The sequence below is a fragment of the Aquamicrobium sp. genome, from assembly GCF_023954335.1.
GTDB lineage: Bacteria > Pseudomonadota > Alphaproteobacteria > Rhizobiales > Rhizobiaceae > Aerobium.
Genome location: NZ_JAMLIE010000002.1, coordinates 682,142 through 698,845, shown reverse-complemented (window position 1 = coordinate 698,845; position 16,704 = coordinate 682,142). Strand labels below are relative to the sequence as shown.

Here is a 16,704-nt window from a genome sequence, read left to right as displayed (position 1 = left end):
CCTCCGGGCGCAACAGCGCCGGCGCGAAGCAGCGTTCAATCGTCGGTTATGCGCGGGGTCAGAAGGCCGAGTTCCTCGAGGTCGATGTCGGTCAGCGGATCCTCGTCCTCGGTCAGGAGATCGGGATCGGCCGGCGGCTGCGGCACGGAAAAGCCGGTCGGCATGCGCGGCGAGAGCAGCCCCGCTCCCTTCAGCTCGTCCATGCCCGGAAGGTCGCGCACCTCCTCCAGCCCGAAATGGTCGAGGAAGGCGTCGGTGGTACCGTAGGTGACGGGCCGGCCCGGCGTGCGGCGGCGGCCACGCAGGCGCACCCAGCCGGTCTCCAGTAGCGTGTCGAGCGTGCCTTTCGAGGTCTCGACGCCGCGGATTTCCTCGATCTCGGCCCGCGTCACCGGCTGGTGATAGGCGATGATGGCGAGGACCTCCAGCGCCGCGCGCGACAGCTTCTTCTGCTGCACGGCATCGCGGCTCATCAGGAAGGCGAGGTCGCCGGCCGTGCGGAACGCCCACCCGTCGCCGACCCGCACCAGATTGACGCCGCGCCGCTCGTACTGGCGGCGCACGGCCTCCATGACGGCCGGGACGTCCACCCCGTCCGGCAGGCGGGCAGTGAGCGCCTTCGCCGAGACCGGCTCGGCCGAGGCGAAGACGATGGCCTCGGCCATGCGCACGGCCTCGGCAAGATCGGCCGGCAAGCCGGGCGCATCGTCGCCGTCCGCCGCCGCGCCGTCGAGCACGAAGGGGATGACCTTGCCGCCGCCGCTCATGGCTCGGCCCCGTCGGCGGGAGGCTGCCTGTTCGGCCGCGCGCGCAGGTAGAGCGGCGCGAACGCCTCGTCCTGCCGCATGTCGAGCGCGCCCTCGCGCACCAGCTCGAGACTTGCGGCGAAGGAGGAGGCGATCGCCGTCGCCCGCTCGGCCGGCGTCGCGAGATAGCGGATCAGGAACATGTCGAGCGCGGTCCAGTCGTGGAGCTCGCCCACCATCCGCATCAATATCTCGCGCGCCTCCTTCAGCGACCACACGCCGCGCTTGGCGATCTGCACATTGGTCACCGCCTGGCGCTGGCGCTGCGTGGCATAGGCGCTGAGCAGGTCGTAGAGCGTCGCCGAATAGGCGTTGTGCCGCTCGATAATGACCGTCTCCGGCATGCCGCGCGCGAACACGTCGCGGCCGAGCCGGTTGCGGTTGACGAGGCGGGCGGCGGCATCGCGCATCGCCTCCAGCCGCTTCAGGCGGAACTGGAGCACCGCCGCCAGCTCCTCGCCGCTCTCGCCTTCGTCGCCCGGCTGCTTCGGGATCAGGAGCTTCGACTTCAAGAAGGCGAGCCACGCGGCCATGACGAGATAGTCTGCGGCGAGCTCGAGCCGAAGCCGGCGCGCCCGCTCGACGAAGGCGATATACTGCTCGGCCAGCGCCAGCACCGAGATGCGGGCGAGATCGACCTTCTGGGTGCGCGCAAGGTGAAGCAGGAGGTCGAGCGGTCCCTCGAAGCCGCTGACGTCGACCACCAGCGCAGGCTCGCTGACGCCCCGCTCCTCGTCCGTTCCGGACCAGAGCTTTTCCAGCGGCGCTGCCTTTGCGTTGCCCTTCGCGTTCACGTGGTTCCCACTCTCCTAGGCGACCGCCTCGAACAGGGCGGCGAACTCGGCCCTCGTCTCGTCCTCGCTGGCGCCGTCATCGGCGCCGAGCCCGGCGACGGCGCGGTCCGCGCGCCGCAGGGCCTCGTCCGACAGCACCGGCGCGACGCCGGCAACAGTGCGCATTTCCTCCATCAGGCCATTGCAGTGAAGAACGACATCGCAGCCGGCCGCAAGGATTGCCTGCGTCCTTCCCGCGAAATCCCCAGAAAGCGCCTTCATCGACACGTCGTCGCTCATCAGGAGGCCGTCGAAGCCGAGCTCGCCGCGGATGATGTCCGCCACCGCCTTCGGCGAGGTCGTCGCCGGCCGCTCCGTGTCGATCGCGGTGTAGACGACATGCGCCGTCATCGCCATCGGCGCGTCGGCCAGCGCCCTGAAGGGCGGGAAGTCATGGGCGCGCAGTTCGTCGAGCGAGGCCTCGACCACCGGCAGATGGTGATGGCTGTCGGCGAAGGCGCGGCCGTGGCCAGGAATGTGCTTGATGACCGGCAGCACGCCGCCGGCGATAAGCCCGTCCATCGCCGCCCGGCCCATGGCGGCGACGATGCCCGGCTCCTTGCCGTAGGCGCGGTCGCCGATCACGTCGTGCGCGCCCTCGACCGGCACGTCGAGCACCGGCAGGCAATCGGCGTTGACGCCGTAGCGCAGGAGGTCGAAGGCATGCAGCCGCGACACCAGCCACGCGGCGCGCAGGCCCGCCTGCGCGTCGTGGCGATAGAACGCGCCGAGCGCCGAGCCCGGCGGATAGTTCGGCGCCAGCGGCGGGCGCAGGCGCTGCACGCGCCCGCCTTCCTGGTCGATGAACACCGGCGCGTCCGCCCTGCCCGCGCAGTCGCGCATGGCGGCGGTCAAGTCGCGAAGCTGGCCGGCGCTTTCGATGTTGCGGGCGAAGACGATGAAGCCCCACGGCCGCTCGTCGCGGTAGAAGGCGATTTCGTCGGGCGTCAGCGTCGTTCCCGACGCGCCAAGGATGATTGCTTTTGATTCGCTCATGGATGGAATCATAGCCGCAAGCCGGGTTTTGCGCATCGGGAATGAAAAACGGCGAAGCCGCCGCGTTCGGGACGCGGCGGCTTCGAGGGATTTCGGCGGGATCGCCTCAGCGCGAGACGAAGCAGCTTCCGCCGGCCGCCTTGTAGCGGGTGCAGAGCTGGATGGCCTCGTCGCGGCTCGAGGCGGGGATGCGCACCCGGTAATAGGTGCCCCTGCCCTCGATGTCGGCGCGCACGATGTTGACGCCCTTGCCTTCGAGCACGCCGCCATAACGGCGGGCGAGATCCTGATAGGTCGACTGCGCGCCCTCGGCGGTCGGCTGCGAGGCGATCTGCATCGACCATTCGCTGGTCGCGCCGGCCGGCGCGGCGGCAGCCGGAGCTGAAACGGGCGCGGCGACGGGCGCAGGCGCGGCCGGCTGCTGGACGGCGGGCTGCGCCGCCGGCTGCTGCACGGGGGCCTGCGCGGCCGGGCGGGCCGGCGCGGGCGCCTGCGGCTCGGCGCGCTGCGTCGGCACGACGGCGACCGTCTGCGGCGTGTCGACGACCGGGCCGTCATCGATCTCGGCGGTGAGCGCACCGTCGGCAGGCTGGGCGAGAACGCCGGCAAGCGGCTGCGCGGCCGGCTGGCCGGCGATGTCGGCGGGTTGCCCAGGCGCGGGTTCGGCGGCGGTCGGCTCGATCTCCTCGCGCGGCACCATGGTGCCGTCGGGCCTGACGACCATGGTGCGCACCCGGCGCGGCGTCACCACCGCGGTTTCCTCGGCAACCGCCGGCTGGGCGGCTTCCGGCTCGATCCGGTCTTCGGACTTGACCGCGCCGGCCTCGTCGTCGATGCCGGGCGCGAGCACGGCCGGCTCCTGCGCGGCCTCGCGGGCGTTGACGTCCACGGGCTCCTCGGTCGAGGAGATCAGCCGCTCCTGCTCGGGCGCGGCGTTGTTCGTGCCGCCGGCAACGCGCTGATAGACTTCGTTGTTCTGGTTGGGAACCGTCGTGCCGCCGGGATTTTCCGGCCGCACCTTCATCGGCTCGGAATCGGCCCTGACAAGCGCCGGCGCGTCGGAGCCGCCGCCGAACATCGACATGCCGAACACGCCGAAGCCGCCGAGCAGCGCGACGCCGGCGATGGCGGCCGCGACCAGGATGAAGCGGCGGCGCGGCGCGGGCTGCGCCTCGTCCTCGTCATAGGCGGAGCTGGCGATGGCCTTTTCGAGGTCGCTCTCATAGTCGACGTCGGAACCGGGGAAGCTCTGCGCCGCCTGCCACTGGGCGTCGTCGAGCATGTAGGGCTGCATGTCCGGCGCGGCGGCGACGACGGGCGCGGCGGCCGGAGGCGGCGCGTCCTGCGCCACGGTGCCGAAGACATCGGCGAACTCGGCCTCCAGATCGTCGAACGGCGCGGCCGCCGACGCATCCTGTGCGCCGTAGTCGATGTCGGGAATGTCAAGATCGTCGGCCACCGGCTGCACCGTCTCCGCGACCTCGACGGTCTCGATCTCGGGCAGCGCCGCGCGCGGCGCGGCGGCTGGCGCAGCCGCCTTCGGCTCGTCCTCTAGCGTGAACTCGAAATCGTCGTCGAAAAGGCCGGAGAACTCGTCCTCGGCCTGCGCCTGCGGCGCCTGCTCCTCGGCGACATCCGGCGCGGTGCGGGGCGCGTAGGCCTCGTATGCCGGCTGCTCGAAGGTGGACGTCGCCTCCACCGGCGTCTCCTGATGCCTAGCAACGGCGGGCGTCATCGCGACGGCCGGCGAATGCGCCGGCGGGAAATTGGCGCGCCCGTAGGAGCCGAACGCCGACGAGGCGGGATAGACCGCCGCTGAGGCGACCGCGGCCGTCGCAGCGGCGGCGGCGACGTTGACGGTGGACGGCGAAGCGGGCGCCGGCGTCGGTGCCGGGTCGTCCGAGAGCAGCAGGCTCAGCTCCTCTTCGAGGCTGAGGCTATGCGCGGCTTGGGGCTCGGCCGGCGTTTCCGGCGCGTCGTCGAAGGCGAAATCCGCCTCGGCCTCGACCGGGTCGGGCTGCGGCGCGAAGTCGGCCGGCGCGACATAGGCGGGCGCAGCCGCCTCCGGCGCGCTCACGGCATCCTGCGCTGCGCTCGCGGCCAGCTCGCGCTCCAGCATGTCGACGTCGAACTCGGCGTCCGCGGTCCAGCCGTCATCGGCCACGTCGTCGTAAGCGGCGGCCTCGTGGCGAACCGGCTCCTCGCGCGGCGCTTCGTCATAGGCCTCGCGGCCGGTCCATTCGGGTTCCGGGACCGGCTCGGCCTCGTAGGCTTCGTAGTCCTCACCGCCGAGCAGCTCGCGCTCCAGCGCGTCGTCGAGCCCGTCCTCGAACGCGGCGGGCGCGTCATAGGCTTCAGGGGCTTCAGGGGCCTGATAGGTGGCTTCGGGGGCGGCATAGGTCGCGGCCGGAGCGGCCTCCCCGGCTGCCGGCTCGGCGAAGAAATCCTCGAAGTCGGCGTCGAGCGAAGCGGCGGAAACTTCCTCGCCGGCGTCGGCTCCGTCATGCGGATAGGCCGCCGCCGGGCTTTCCTCGCGCCAGTCGGCCACGGGAGCCTGCTCGTCGAAATCGGAGAAATCGAAATCGCCGGCCAGTTCCTTCTCGAGATCGATCTCGAAATCGTCCATGGCCGGGGTCGGCAGGGGCGCGGCAGGCGCGGCGGCCTGCGGCTCCGGGGCGCGCGGATCGTGGCCCATGATGCGCGTCAGTTCCGCGAACGGATCGTTCTCGGAAAAGTCGACATAGTCATCGCGCCTGACGTTGTTGGTGTCTGCCATGCTTTTTCCCACACTATACTCGGTCGGACGCCGGCGACGTCACTTAGGGTTGGCCCTTACCAAGGCATTGTGGGTAAAAGGTGACGGGAAGCCCGGCGGTATCTAGCGCATCTCCTGCGGAGCGTCGGCCCCGACCAGCGCCAGACCGGATGTCAGGACATCCGCGACGGCCCGCACCAGACCCAGCCTGGCACGGGTCAATTCTGGTTCGTTAACCTTAACAAACCGTAAGTCGGGATTGTCGGTGCCGCGATTCCAGTGGGCGTGGAAGGCCTGCGCCAGATCGTAGAGGTAGAAAGCGAGCCGGTGCGGCTCCATCGACTGCGCCGCGGATTCGATCAGGCGCGGATATTCGGCGAGCTTGCGCACGAGGCCGATCTCGCCCTCGTCGGTCAGCAGATGCGCCGCCGCCTTCATCGCTTCGCGGTCCGGCATGGAGCCGAGCTGCTCGGCCGCCTGCCGGAACACCGAATGGCAGCGCGCCGAGGCGTACTGGACGTAGAAGACCGGGTTGTCCTTCGACTGCTCCGTCACCTTGGCGAAGTCGAAATCGAGTGGCTCGCTGTTCTTGCGGTAGAGCATCATGAAACGGATCGGGTCGCGCCCGACCTCGTCGACCACGTCGCGCAGGGTCACGAACTCCCCTGCCCGCTTCGACATGCGCACCGGCTCGCCGTCGCGGTAGAGCTTGACGAGGTTGCACAAGAGCACGGTCAGCTTCAGCGTGTTGCCCGAGACGGCGTTGGCCAGAGCCTCCAGCCGCTTGACGTAGCCGCCGTGGTCGGCGCCGAGGACGAAGATCAGCTCGCCGAAGCCACGGGCGTACTTGTCCTTCATGTAGGCGACGTCGGCGGCGAAATAGGTGTAGGAGCCGTCCGACTTGACCAGCGGCCGGTCCTGGTCGTCGCCGACCACGGTCGAGCGGAACAGCGTCTGCTCGCGATCCTCCCAATCGTCCGGCTTCTCGCCCTTGGGCGGCGGCAGCTTGCCCTTGTAGACGTGGCCCTTCAGCGTGAGATCGGCAATGGCCGCGCCGATGGGCGCGCCGTTGCCCTCGTGCAGCGTGCGTTCGGAGAAGAACACCTCGTGATGGACGTTGAGCGCGGCGAGGTCCTCGCGGATCATCGCCATCATGGCGTCGATGGTGCGGTCCTTGACCAGCGCCAGCGCCGTTTCCGCCGCCATGGACAGGAGCCGCTGGCCGAACTCGTCAGCCAGTGCCTTGCCGACCGGCACCAGATAGTCGCCGGGATAGAGCCCGGCCGGGATCTCGCCGATCGTCTCGCCCAGCGCCTCGCGATAGCGCAGCATCACCGAGCGGGCGAGCACGTCGATCTGCGCCCCGGCGTCGTTGATGTAGTATTCCTTGGTCACGTCGTAGCCGGCGAAACCCATGATGTTGGCGAGCGCGTCGCCCACCACCGCGCCGCGGCAATGGCCGACATGCATCGGCCCGGTCGGGTTGGCCGAGACATATTCGACATTGACCTTGCGGCCGGCGCCGATGGCCGAGCGGCCGTAATCCTGCGCCACGTCGAGGATGTCGGCGAGCCGCGCCTGCCAGAACGCGTCCGACAGCCTGAGGTTGACGAAGCCCGGCCCGGCGACCTCGACGGCGGCGATGTCGGCATCGCCGCGCAGCGCCCCGGCGATCTTTTCGGCCAGCGCCCGCGGATTCTCGCCCACCGACTTCGCCAGCACCATCGCGGCGTTGGTGGCGAGGTCGCCATGGCTGGCGTCGCGCGGCGGCTCGACCGCGAGGCGGGCGAAATCGAGCGCCGCGCCGTCCTTCGTTTCGAGGCCGAGCGTTTCGATCGCCGCAACGATGCGCGAGGAAAACAGCGCGAAGATGTTCATGTCGTACCTGCCCGGATTGGGAAAGCGGGGCGAAAAGGCCCGGCAAGATGTGGCGCTTCGCCTAGCCCAATTCCGGAGTCCGGTCAAACAGGCGCCGGTGCTCCTTGATGGCGTAGGTATCGGTCATCCCCGCGATGAAATCGGCGACGTAGCGCGCCCGCGCCGCCTCGCCCGCCAGCTCCGGCTCGTGGCCGTGGCCTTCCGGCATGTCGGCAGGGCGCGCGAAATAGCGGGTGAACAGGTCGTGGACGATTTGGTCCGCCCCCTCGCGCACCGCCATCACGTCAGGATGGCGGTAGAGATTGGCGTAGAGGAAGGTCTTCAGCTCCTTCTCCGCCGCCGCCATTTGGCCGGAGAAGGCGACGACCGGCCGGCCGGCGTCATGGATCGCGGCGACGCCTTGCGGCGCGAGCGCCTCGATATTGGCCTGTGCCGTCGCGATCGCGTCCTCGACCATGACGGTGATCTGCCGGCGCATCAGCTCGTGCCCGGTGCGCACAGCATCGAGACCGGGATAGCGCGCCCGCACCGCGGCGAGGATGCCGGCCGGCAGCGACACCGCCTCCAGCATGTCGAGCGAGAGCAGGCCGGCGCGCAGGCCGTCGTCGATGTCGTGTGCGTCATAGGCGATGTCGTCGGCGATCGCCGCCGCCTGCGCCTCGACCGAGGCGTATTTGTCGAGCTCGAGATCGAACCGCGCGTTGAAGCTCAGGATCGTCCCCGGCACCGCGCCCTTCAGCGTCCGCCCCTCGGCATCGACCAGCGGGCCGTTGTGCTTCACCAGCCCTTCGAGCGTCTCCCATGTCAGGTTCAGCCCGTCGAACTCGGCATAGCGCCGCTCCAGCCCGGTGACGATGCGCAGCGACTGGGCGTTGTGGTCGAACCCGCCCCACGGCTTCATCAGCGCGTCGAGTGTCTCCTCGCCGGTATGGCCGAACGGCGTGTGGCCGAAATCGTGGACGAGGGCGATGGCCTCGGCGAGGTCCTCGTCGGCGCGGAGCGCACGGGCGATGGCGCGGGCGATCTGCGCCACCTCGATCGTGTGCGTCAGCCGCGTGCGGTAATGGTCGCCCTCATGGGCGATGAATACCTGCGTCTTGTGCTTCAGCCTGCGGAAGGCGGTCGAATGGATGATCCGGTCGCGGTCGCGCTGGAAGGGCGTGCGCGTCGGGCTCTCGGGCTCGGGGAAAAGCCGCCCGCGCGAGGCCGCCGGATCGCAGGCATAAGGCGCGCGCGGCCGGTAGCCGAAGCCGATACGCTCGAACGATGCCGCCACGATTGCGCCCCCTGCCGCCACAGCGGCGTGTTGACTTGCCCCTCCCCGCTTCATACCTATTGGGCGAATGCGATGGCAAGGTGGCCGCTATGGGCGTCGATGCGAAGACCGGAATGAAGGGTGTCGAGGTCAGCGAGGCAGCAGTGCGCAAGATCGCGGCGCTGCTCGCGGGCGAGCCGGACAAGATCGCGCTGCGCGTCGCCGTCGAGGGCGGCGGCTGCTCGGGCTTCTCCTACATCATCGACCTGACCGACACGCAGAACGACGACGACGTCGTCATCGAGCGCGACGGCGCGCGGGTGCTGATCGACGACCTGTCGCTCGTCTACATGGGCGGCTCGGTCATCGACTTCGTCGACGACCTGATGGGCCAGTCGTTCCAGATCAAAAACCCCAACGCCGTCGCCTCCTGCGGCTGCGGCACCTCGTTCTCGATCTGAACCGGCCCGGAGCCTCCGAACGCCCGGAAGGCCGCCCTTCCTGACGCGCCGCGCCCCGGCCGGCGCCTTGCCACCCCCACGCGACAGACAATCAGGTGAACCATGCCAGTTACCCCTGCCAATCCCAGGCGCTGGCTGGTCCTGATCGCGGTGATGCTGGCCATCCTGCCGGTCGTGTTCGACATGACCATCCTGCATGTCGCCATCCCCACCCTCACCCAGTCGCTCGGCGCGACCGGCAACGAGGTGCTGTGGATCATCGACATCTATCCGCTGCTGATGGCCGGCCTGCTGGTGCCGATGGGAACGCTGGCCGACAGGGTCGGCAACCGGCGGATCCTGCTGGCGGGCCTTGTCGTCTTCGCCATCGCCTCGGGGCTGGCCGCCTTCGCGCAGAGCGCGGCGATGCTGATCGGCGCGCGCATGCTGCTGGCGCTCGGCGGCTCGATGATCATGCCCTGCGTTCTGGGCATCATCCGCCGCAATTTCGAGGATGAGGGCGAGCGCGCCATGGCGCTCGGCCTCTGGAGCGCGGTCGCCGCCGCCGGGGCGGCGGTCGGCCCGCTGATCGGGGGCGCGCTGCTGGAAAAGTTCTGGTGGGGATCGGTGTTCCTGATCAACGTACCGATCATGCTGGTCGTCGCCCCCGTCTGCTCCCTGCTTTTGCCGCGCATCGAGGAGACGACACCGGGGAAATGGCCCATCGGTCAGGCAATCGTGCTGATTCTGGGGATGATTTCGCTCGTCTACGGCATCAAGGCCGCGTTCGCCGCCGGGCAGCCGCCAGTGCCCGTCCCGCTGATTCTGGCCTTCGGCATCGCCATGCTGGCGGCGTTTGCCCGCAAGCAGCTGCGGTCGAGCGAGCCGATGCTGGACCTTTCGCTGTTCTCGCATCCCGCGATCGTCGCGGGAATGATCATGGCCATCGTGGCCATGGGCGCGCTGGGCGGCGTCGAGCTGACGCTGGCGCAGGAGCTGCAATACGTGCTCGACAAGACGCCGCTTCAGGCGGGAATCTTCATGATCCCGCTGATGGCGGCCGTGGCGGTCGGCGGTCCGGTCGCGGGCTATCTGTCGAACCTGCTCGGCCTGCGCCCGCTGGCCGTGCTGTCGCTTCTCGTTTCGGCGGTCGCGCTTGGGTGTCTCGCCTGGAGCGACTTCCATGATCCGGGCCTGACCGTGCCGGCGATGCTGGCCGTGCTGGGGCTGATGCTGAGCACCGGCCTCACCGCCTCGTCCATCGCCATCATGGGTTCGGTCGAGGCCAGCAAGGGCGGCGCGGCGGGCTCGCTCGAGGCCACCGGCTACGAGCTGGGCACCGGCCTCGGGATCGCCCTGTTCGGCGTCTTCATGTCCGGCGTCTTCGGCCGCACCATCGCGATGCCGGCGGGCCTGACTCCCCAACAGGCCGAGCAGGCGGCGCGGTCGATCGGGGATACCTATCTGGTCGCCCACCAGCTTGCCGCCGGAGAAGGCGCGGCGCTGATCGCGGCCGGCAAGGCCGCCTTCAGCACCACCCATTCGGTGCTCCTGTCGGTCTCCGCCGCGCTGATCGGCGCGCTGGCGCTGCTCGTGTTCTTCCTGCTCGCCAACTACCGCAACGATGGCGGCGCACACGGCTGAGGCGGGCGACGATCCGAACCTTTGCCCTCTCAGGCTTCCGCCGCCATCGCCGCCTCGCGCAGGTCCTCGGCGTCGCCGGTCGCGCCGTTGAAGACGAGGTTCAGCGCCACCGCCGCGATCGAGGCGAGCAGGATGCCCGAATCGACCAGCGGGCCGATGGCCTTGGGCAGCCAGATGTGGAACTCGGGCGCGACCACCGGGATCATGCCGAAGCCGAGCGAGATCGCCACCACGAACAGATTGTTGCGGTTGGTGCGGAAATCGACCGCCGACAGGATGCGGATGCCGGTGGCCGCGACCATGCCGAACATGACGATGCCGGCCCCGCCCAGCACCACGGTCGGCAGCGCCTCGACCAGCGCGCCCATCTTCGGGATCAGCCCCAGCGCCACCATGATGACGCCACCGGCGACACAGACGAAGCGGCTGCGCACGCCGGTGACGCCGACGAGGCCGACATTCTGCGAGAAGCTCGTATAGGGGAAGGTGTTGAAGACGCCGCCGAGCACGGTGCCTAGGCCGTCCATGCGCAGGCCCGCCGACAGCATCGGCTGGGTGATCTTCTTGCCGGTCATCTCGCCCAGGGCCAGGAACATGCCGGTCGATTCGATCATGACGACGATCATCACCAGCACCATGGTCACGATCAGGATCGGGTCGAAGACCGGCATGCCGAAATGGAACGGCATGATCGGCGCGAACCAGGCGGCGCCCGCCACCTTGTCGAAATGCATCATCCCGAGCGCGGCGGCGACGATACCGCCGAAGACGATGCCGATCAGCACGGCGATGTTGCACAGGAAGCCGGTAGTGAAGCGCGCGACGCCGATGATGACGCCGAGCACGGCGAGCGACAGCACGATGTTGGAGACCGGCGCATAGGCCGCGTTCGGCACGCTCGGCGCGAGCCTCAGCCCCTCCGGCGGCGCGGACAGCGTGGCATTCGCCGCGCCCGCCGCCTCAACCGCCGAGCCCAGCCACGCGGCATGCGCCGGATCGACGATCTTCGGCGCGGTCGGGCCGACCGGCAGGCCGAATATCCAGTTGATGCCGATCTTCATCAGCGTCACGCCGATGACGAGGATGATCGTGCCCGTCACCACCGGCGGGAAGAAGCGCAGCATACGGCTGACGAAGGGCGCGATCAGCACGGTGATGATGCCGGCGCCGATGATCGCGCCGAAGATCATGCGCGCGCCTTCCTGGCCGGGATTGGCCACCGCCATCGACACCATCGGCCCGACGGCGGCGAAGGTGACGCCCATCATCACCGGCAGCTTGATGCCGAACCACGGGCCCGCGCCCATCGATTGCAGGATCGACACGATGCCGCAGACGAAGAGGTCGGCCGAGATCAGGAACGCGACGTCGGCCGGTTCGAGCTGAAGCGCGCGCCCGACGATGAGCGGCACGGCGACGGCGCCGGCATACATGACGAGAACGTGCTGGAGGCCGAGCGTGAACAGGCGCGGCGCGGGCAGCATCTCATCGACGGGATGCGTCGATACGGTGGACATTATTTCTCTCCTCCTTGCGCAACGGCCCCTCCAGAGGTTCCCTCGGCCGTCGCAATGGTGCAGAGTCGCCCTTATGCGGTCCGCTGACCATCAAGAACTGTTTGAAATAGTGTCGGGCTTTTCATGAAAATCGCCACCTGGAACATCAACGGCGTGCGCGCGCGCATCGACAACCTGCTCCACTGGCTGAAGGAGAGCGGGCCGGACATCGTCTGCCTTCAGGAAATCAAGACGATGGACGATGGCTTTCCGCGACTGGAGATCGAGGCGCTGGGCTATCACGTCGAGACCCACGGCCAGAAGGGCTTCAACGGCGTCGCCATCCTGTCGAAGCTGCGCTTCGACGAGGTCAATCGCGGCCTGCCCGGCGACGAGGCCGACGAACAGGCGCGCTTCATCGAGGGCGTGTTCTCGACCGAAGGCGGCGCGCTGCGCGTCGTCTCGCTCTACCTGCCCAACGGCAACCCGGTCGCCGAGGAGCGCAAGTTCGGCTACAAGCTGGCGTGGATGGAACGGCTCGAACGCTGGGCGCACGAGCGGCTGGCGCTGGAGGAGCCGCTGGTGCTGGCCGGCGACTACAACGTTATCCCGCAGCCCATCGACGCGAAGAACCCGGCCGAATGGGTCAATGACGCGCTCTACCAGCCCGAAAGCCGCGGTGCGCTGCGCCGGCTCGAATATCTCGGCTTCACCGACGCGATCCGCGCCGTCGGCGACGACCAGCTCTTCACCTTCTGGGACTATCAGGGCGGCGCGTGGCAGAAGAACAACGGCATCCGCATCGACCATCTGATGCTGTCGCCGGAAGCCGCCAACCGCCTCGCCGCGGCCGACATCGAAAAGCATGTGCGGGCGTGGGAAAAGCCATCGGACCACGTGCCGGCGGCGGTGCAGCTCGCGCTGAGCTGAGAGGGAAATCCCGGCCGCTTGCGCCGCCCCTCATCGCCCTGCCGGGCACTTCTCCCCGTGAACGGGGAGAAGAAAGCCGGCCGCACCGCCACATCCCCCTTGCAACGCTTGCGATTGGCGAAAGAGAAAATGAGGGTTCCCTTCTCCCCGTTCACGGGGAGAAGGTGGCGGCAGCCGGATGAGGGGCGGCGCGACATCGGAAGATCACAGGTCTACGGAACCGATGCGACGGCTAGTTGCCGCCCTGGCCGATCAGGTCCTGCGCCAGCGCGATCGCCGTGCGGCGGTCGGCCTCGCCGGCCAGCGCGAAGGCTTCTTCCTGCATGCCGCGGATCCACGGCTTGTCGCCCGAGGGCGCGCGTTCCAGCGCGGCCGTCATCATCGCGAGGCCGCGCACGGCCTTGCCGCTCTGGAACAGCAGGTAGCCCAGCGTCGCCTGCGCGCCGGCATGGCCCTTCTCGGCGGCGAGCTGGAACCAGCGGCCGGCCTGGCGGATGTTGGACTTCGCGCCGCCCTCGCCGTTCATCAGCATCTTGCCGACCTCGAACTGGGCGTTGGGATTGCGGTAGGTGGCGGCGGCGCGCATGTAATAGTCCTGCGCGGCGCTGGGGTTCGCCTGCACGGGCGAGCCGGGAATGCCGGCGCGGGTATAGGCGCCGAGCGCCACCAGCGCGTCGGAGACGTAGCTTTCCTCGGGCGAGCCGGGCTCGACCTCCTGCGCCGCGATCTCCTGATAGAACTTGAAGGCCTCGTAATCGTTGCGCGCCACGCCGTCGCCCTCGGCATACATGCGCGCCAGCTTCCAGCGGGCGCCGAGTTGGCCCTTGTCGGCGGCGTAGCGATAGGCTTCGAGCGCCTGTTCCTTGTGGCCGCTCTTGTAGGCGGTGAAGCCGAAGCGGAACGCGGCCCACGGGCTTTTCTGCTCTTCCGGCGTGCCGATGACCGACTGGTCGAGCGCATGAGCATGCGGCGCGGCGGAAAGCGCGCCTGCAACGACCGCGCAGAACACGCCAGCCATCATCAGGCGGCCCATCGGGGGGCAGCTTGCCGGTCTGGTGCTCGAAACGTCGTACACGATCATCTTCATCCTTGCCGCGGGCGGTGCGGCGTCAACTCCCGGCGCGCGCCTCTGTCGTGCGCTTTTGCCGAGGCCTAACGAGGTGCTCCGGGTTTATGGCGGGAAGTGGGCAATCCGCCATAGCGCCGAGGACACACCGCACGGATGTCGCGTCACTGTTGCCGAATAGCCACAAGAAAAAACCCGCGCCGACAGGCGGCCGACGTCCGGAAACCGCGATGCGGTCACGATTTCGTCTCTCGCGAACGCCTTGCCGCCTCCGACGAAGACTTGCGACATGAAAGTCGCCGCGAGGAGAGGAACAAGGCTACGGGCAGGACAGGGATCGCGAGCCAGCCCGCAAGCTCGGCGGCCCACCCCCAACGATATCGCCAGGAAATGAATTCCGGCGCGCCGTTATCGTCATACCACGGCGCAACGGAGATTATGGCCAGCCCCAGAATGTAGCAAACGGTGAGCGCCTCGAGAGCAGCGGTCACGGAAGGCGGGACGGATTTCATCGAACGCCCCTTCCACAGATAGGCCAGCCAGGCCGCCGAGACGCCGACGAATGCAAGGGGGTAGAGAAGGATCATAAGCATTGCGCGTCGCTCTGCTTCGTGGGTCCAGGGGACCGAAGGGGCAACAGCGCCCGGAAATCAAGCGCCGCCCGCCCCGGCGGGTGCCGGAGCAGGTCGATTGCAGGCACCGCACCGAGGGTCGCGGCTATTCCGGCAGGACGCGCACCGCGCCCTTGTCGGCGCTGGTGGCGAAGGCGGCATAGGCCTTGAGCGCGGTGGTGACGTTGCGCTTGCGTGGGGCCGCCGGCTTCCAGCCCAGCCTGTCCTGTTCAGTGCGGCGCGTCGCCAGCTCGGCGTCGGAGATGCGCAGGGAGATCGTGCGGCCGGGAATGTCGATGTCGATGATGTCGCCGTTGCGCACGAGGCCGATGGCCCCGCCCTGCGCCGCCTCCGGCGAGGCATGGCCGATGGAAAGGCCCGACGTGCCGCCCGAGAAACGCCCGTCGGTCAGCAGCGCGCAGGCCTTGCCCAGCCCTTTTGACTTCAGGTAGCTCGTCGGATAGAGCATTTCCTGCATGCCGGGGCCGCCCTTCGGCCCCTCGTAGCGGATGACGACCACGTCGCCCGCCTTGACCTCGTTGCCGAGGATGCCCTTCACCGCCGCGTCCTGGCTTTCGAACACCACGGCCGGGCCGGAGAATTTCAGGATCGATTCATCGACGCCGGCCGTCTTCACCACGCAGCCGTCGAGCGCGATGTTGCCCTTGAGCACGGCGAGGCCGCCATCCTTGGAGAACGGGTGCTCGACCGAGCGGATCACGCCGTTCTGGCCGTCGGTGTCGAGATCGTCCCAGCGGGCCGCCTGGCTGAACGCGGTCTGCGTGGGAATGCCGCCGGGCGCGGCGCGGAAGAACTCGCGCACGCTCTCGCTGTTGGTGCGGGTGATGTCCCAGCGGTCGATGGCCTCGCCGAGCGTCGCGGCGTGGACGGTCGGCGTGTCGCGGTGGATCAGGCCGCCGCGGTCGAGCTCGCCGAGGATGCGCATGATGCCGCCTGCGCGGTGGACGTCCTCCATGTGGACGTCGTTCTTGGCCGGGGCGACCTTGGACAGGCACGGCACCCGGCGCGACAGCGCGTCGATGTGGTCCATGGTGAAGTCGATGCCGCCCTCATAGGCGGCCGCGAGGATGTGCAGCACCGTGTTGGTCGAGCCGCCCATGGCGACGTCGAGCGACATGGCATTCTCGAACGCCTTGCGGTTGGCGACGTTGCGCGGCAGCACGCTGTCGTCGTCCTGCTCGTAGTAGCGCTGGGCGAGGTCGACGATGAGATGTCCCGCCTCGACGAACAGCCGCTTGCGGTCGGCATGGGTCGCCAGCGTCGAGCCGTTGCCGGGCAGCGACAGGCCGAGCGCCTCGGTCAGACAGTTCATCGAATTGGCGGTGAACATGCCAGAGCACGAGCCGCAGGTCGGGCAGGCCGAGCGCTCGATCACCTTGACGTCGTCGTCGGAGACGGCGTCGTCGGCCGCCGCGACCATCGCGTCGACGAGGTCGAGCGCGTGCGTCTTGCCGTGAAGGACGACCTTACCCGCCTCCATCGGCCCGCCGGAGACGAAGACGGCCGGGATGTTGAGCCGCATCGCCGCGTTGAGCATGCCGGGCGTGATCTTGTCGCAATTGGAGATGCAGACCATGGCGTCGGCGCAATGGGCGTTGACCATGTACTCGACGCTGTCGGCGATGATCTCGCGCGACGGCAGCGAATAGAGCATGCCGTCGTGGCCCATGGCGATGCCGTCGTCGACGGCGATGGTGTTGAACTCCTTGGCGACGCCGCCCGCCGCCTCGATCTCGCGCGCCACGAGCTGGCCGAGGTCCTTGAGGTGCACATGGCCCGGCACGAACTGGGTGAAGGAGTTGACGACGGCGATGATCGGCTTGCCGAAATCGCCGTCCTTCATGCCGGTGGCGCGCCACAGGCCGCGCGCGCCCGCCATGTTGCGTCCGTGGGTCGTCGTGCGGGAGCGATAGGGGGGCATGGCGTTTCCAGACCTTTTGGCTTTTCCAATGTTTGAAATAGCTGTTTAGCGG

13 protein-coding genes are annotated in these 16,704 nt (G+C 68.7%); 3 read left to right on the top strand and 10 right to left on the bottom strand.

Annotated features, from left to right (window positions below; genetic code table 11):
• Positions 1-35: 35 nt before the first annotated feature.
• From scpB to M9945_RS15985, 6 genes are all read right to left on the bottom strand, one after another.
• Complete coding sequence (gene scpB / locus M9945_RS16010) at positions 36-767, bottom strand: SMC-Scp complex subunit ScpB (RefSeq protein ID WP_367945394.1); 732 nt, start codon at positions 765-767, stop codon at positions 36-38.
• A complete protein-coding gene (locus tag M9945_RS16005; protein ID WP_367945601.1) occupies positions 764-1,567 on the bottom strand; it encodes a ScpA family protein in 804 nt (267 codons plus the stop codon). Before M9945_RS16005 ends, scpB begins: the two co-directional genes overlap by 4 nt.
• Before the next feature lie 48 nt (positions 1,568-1,615).
• Entirely contained in the window at positions 1,616-2,635 is a 1,020-nt protein-coding gene (gene nagZ / locus M9945_RS16000; protein ID WP_367945393.1) for a beta-N-acetylhexosaminidase, read from the bottom strand.
• 106 nt (positions 2,636-2,741) lie between these two features.
• On the bottom strand, positions 2,742-5,411 hold the full coding sequence (locus M9945_RS15995; protein ID WP_367945392.1) for an SPOR domain-containing protein: 2,670 nt from the start codon (positions 5,409-5,411) through the stop codon (positions 2,742-2,744).
• A gap of 102 nt (positions 5,412-5,513) precedes the next feature.
• The gene (gene argS / locus M9945_RS15990) at positions 5,514-7,268 is read right to left on the bottom strand and encodes an arginine--tRNA ligase (RefSeq protein WP_367945391.1); all 1,755 of its coding nucleotides are present in this window, start codon (positions 7,266-7,268) and stop codon (positions 5,514-5,516) included.
• Positions 7,269-7,329: 61 nt separating this feature from the next.
• Positions 7,330-8,544, bottom strand: a complete 1,215-nt coding sequence (locus M9945_RS15985) for a deoxyguanosinetriphosphate triphosphohydrolase (RefSeq protein ID WP_367945390.1) — start codon at positions 8,542-8,544, stop codon at positions 7,330-7,332.
• Between the two features lie 89 nt (positions 8,545-8,633).
• On the opposite strand from M9945_RS15985, the gene erpA reads away from it, so the two are divergent.
• Positions 8,634-8,984, top strand: coding sequence for an iron-sulfur cluster insertion protein ErpA (gene erpA / locus M9945_RS15980; RefSeq protein WP_367929301.1), 351 nt, complete (start codon positions 8,634-8,636; stop codon positions 8,982-8,984).
• A gap of 102 nt (positions 8,985-9,086) precedes the next feature.
• Complete coding sequence (locus M9945_RS15975; RefSeq protein ID WP_367945389.1) at positions 9,087-10,607, top strand: MFS transporter; 1,521 nt, start codon at positions 9,087-9,089, stop codon at positions 10,605-10,607.
• Positions 10,608-10,636: 29 nt separating this feature from the next.
• On the opposite strand, the gene M9945_RS15970 is transcribed toward M9945_RS15975, so the two are convergent.
• Positions 10,637-12,124, bottom strand: coding sequence for a nucleobase:cation symporter-2 family protein (locus M9945_RS15970; RefSeq protein WP_367945388.1), 1,488 nt, complete (start codon positions 12,122-12,124; stop codon positions 10,637-10,639).
• A 123-nt stretch (positions 12,125-12,247) separates the two neighbouring features.
• Here M9945_RS15970 and xth point away from each other — a divergent pair, with 123 nt between their 5' ends.
• Positions 12,248-13,033: an exodeoxyribonuclease III gene (xth, locus tag M9945_RS15965; protein ID WP_367929298.1), complete on the top strand. Its 786-nt coding sequence runs from the start codon at positions 12,248-12,250 to the stop codon at positions 13,031-13,033.
• A 232-nt stretch (positions 13,034-13,265) separates the two neighbouring features.
• Here xth and M9945_RS15960 read toward each other — a convergent pair whose 3' ends face one another.
• The 3 genes from M9945_RS15960 to ilvD all read right to left on the bottom strand — a co-directional run bounded on the left by M9945_RS15960 (position 13,266) and on the right by ilvD (position 16,652).
• Positions 13,266-14,054: a tetratricopeptide repeat protein gene (locus M9945_RS15960; protein ID WP_367945600.1), complete on the bottom strand. Its 789-nt coding sequence runs from the start codon at positions 14,052-14,054 to the stop codon at positions 13,266-13,268.
• Between the two features lie 281 nt (positions 14,055-14,335).
• Positions 14,336-14,686: a hypothetical protein gene (locus M9945_RS15955; protein ID WP_367945387.1), complete on the bottom strand. Its 351-nt coding sequence runs from the start codon at positions 14,684-14,686 to the stop codon at positions 14,336-14,338.
• A gap of 130 nt (positions 14,687-14,816) precedes the next feature.
• Entirely contained in the window at positions 14,817-16,652 is a 1,836-nt protein-coding gene (gene ilvD / locus M9945_RS15950) for a dihydroxy-acid dehydratase (RefSeq protein ID WP_367945386.1), read from the bottom strand.
• Positions 16,653-16,704: the final 52 nt, after the last annotated feature.